This is a genomic window from Stenotrophomonas sp. As-7 (assembly GCF_030291015.1).
Classification (GTDB): Bacteria; Pseudomonadota; Gammaproteobacteria; order Xanthomonadales; family Xanthomonadaceae; genus Stenotrophomonas; species Stenotrophomonas lactitubi.
On record NZ_CP127405.1, the window covers coordinates 415,001 to 417,500 of the forward strand.

General features: G+C 54.0%; 2 rRNA genes (1 of these 2 only partly in view). Both read left to right on the plus strand.

Annotation, left to right across the window (positions count from 1 at the left end):
• Positions 1 to 1,765, plus strand: a 23S ribosomal RNA gene (locus tag QP457_RS01895) (it extends 1,116 nt beyond the left edge of the window).
• A 169-nt stretch (positions 1,766 to 1,934) separates the two neighbouring features.
• Positions 1,935 to 2,049, plus strand: a 5S ribosomal RNA gene (gene rrf, locus QP457_RS01900).
• The last annotated feature ends 451 nt before the right edge of the window (positions 2,050 to 2,500 follow it).

Here is a 2,500-nt window from a genome sequence, read left to right on the forward strand (position 1 = left end):
ACGGGGCTAAGCACAGAACCGAAGCTTGGGGTGTGCATATTTATATGTACGCGGTAGAGGAGCGTTCCGTAAGCCGTTGAAGGTGGATTGAGAAGTCTGCTGGAGGTATCGGAAGTGCGAATGCTGACATGAGTAACGATAATGCGGGTGAAAAACCCGCACGCCGAAAGCCCAAGGTTTCCTTGCGCAACGTTAATCGGCGCAGGGTGAGTCGGCCCCTAAGGCGAGGACGAAAGTCGTAGTCGATGGGAAGCAGGTTAATATTCCTGCACCTCGCGTAAGTGCGATGGAGGGACGGAGAAGGTTAGGCATACCGGGCGTTGGTTGTCCCGGGGAAAGGCGGTAGGTTTGGATCTTTGGCAAATCCGGGATCCTTCAAGACCGAGCACCGAGACGAGCCTTTATGGCGAAGTTGCTGATACCACGCTTCCAGGAAAAGCTCCTAAGCTTCAGCTTACGCAGACCGTACCGTAAACCGACACAGGTGGGTAGGATGAGAATTCTCAGGCGCTTGAGAGAACTCGGGTGAAGGAACTAGGCAACATGGCACCGTAACTTCGGGAGAAGGTGCACCCTTTTTGGTGGCTCGTGCGAGCTATAGCTGAAGAGGGTCGCAGTAACCAGGCCGCTGCGACTGTTTATCAAAAACACAGCACTCTGCAAACACGAAAGTGGACGTATAGGGTGTGACGCCTGCCCGGTGCTGGAAGGTTAATTGATGGGGTCAGCCGCAAGGCGAAGCTCTTGATCGAAGCCCCAGTAAACGGCGGCCGTAACTATAACGGTCCTAAGGTAGCGAAATTCCTTGTCGGGTAAGTTCCGACCTGCACGAATGGCGTAACGACAGCGGCGCTGTCTCCACCCGAGACTCAGTGAAATTGAAATCGCTGTGAAGATGCAGCGTTCCCGTGGCAAGACGGAAAGACCCCGTGAACCTTTACTATAGCTTTACACTGAACGTTGAGTTCGTCTGTGTAGGATAGGTGGGAGGCTATGAAACCATGGCGCTAGCTGTGGCGGAGCCATCCTTGAAATACCACCCTGTCGTGCTTGACGTTCTAACCTGGGTCCATTATCTGGATCGGGGACCGTGTATGGTGGGTAGTTTGACTGGGGCGGTCTCCTCCTAAAGAGTAACGGAGGAGCTCGAAGGTACGCTCAGCGCGGTCGGACATCGCGCACTGTGTGCAAAGGCATAAGCGTGCTTGACTGCAAGATCGACGGATCAAGCAGGTAGGAAACTAGGACTTAGTGATCCGGTGGTTCTGTATGGAAGGGCCATCGCTCAACGGATAAAAGGTACTCCGGGGATAACAGGCTGATACCGCCCAAGAGTTCATATCGACGGCGGTGTTTGGCACCTCGATGTCGGCTCATCACATCCTGGGGCTGTAGTCGGTCCCAAGGGTATGGCTGTTCGCCATTTAAAGTGGTACGCGAGCTGGGTTCAGAACGTCGTGAGACAGTTCGGTCCCTATCTGCCATGGGCGTTGGAGATTTGAGAGGGGCTGCTCCTAGTACGAGAGGACCGGAGTGGACGAACCTCTGGTGTTCCGGTTGTCACGCCAGTGGCATTGCCGGGTAGCTATGTTCGGAAGCGATAACCGCTGAAAGCATCTAAGCGGGAAGCGCGCCTCAAGATGAGATCTCCCGGGGCACAAGCCCCCTGAAGGAACCATGTAGACTACGTGGTTGATAGGTCAGGTGTGTAAGTACAGCAATGTATTGAGCTAACTGATACTAATGATCCGAGAGGCTTGACCATATAACCTCAAGTTGCCTTGGCCGACATGACATGTCGATAGATCCAAGTGCACGCTACGTCACAAGACCAAACGAGAGGCAGGCGCTCAGGCGCGTCTCTTTGCAACGCTGGCATCACCATGCCCGCCCCCTGCAAAGACACGGCGTCCAAGCGACACTCCAACCGCCTCCCTGGTGAAATTAGCGCTATGGAACCACCCGATCCCATCCCGAACTCGGAAGTGAAACGTAGCTGCGCCGATGGTAGTGTGGCCTAAGCCATGCGAGAGTAGGTCATCGCCAGGGTTTATACCCCGAAAACCCCGCTGCTCATGCAGCGGGGTTTTCCTTTTTTTGCAAGCCTCAGGTTTCGACCTGGACTTACGGCAACAACTTCGCGAAGAGCTTCAAGTTCCTCTCACAAGTTGTTGACAAAGCTGAAAAGCCTGCCATAATAGGCGGCTCGCAACGACGAAAGGCCCTCGGGTCCAACGACGAAGCAGCATCGGCAACAACGTCAACTTCGGTGAGACGGCCTTGAAAAAAGGTGTTGACGAAGCGGAAAAGCCGGCTATAATGGGCGGCTCGCTACGAAGGAAACTTCGCAGCACACGGGAACGGCGCTGAGGCCACTTCCCAAGATCTTTGAAAGTATGCGCAGGTATCTTGTGAAGGCGCCTGCAGGAAGGATGATTGTCCATCTTGCAGACGTTTGATCAAGCAACTATTAATTGTTTTAAAGCAAGCGATACGTTGC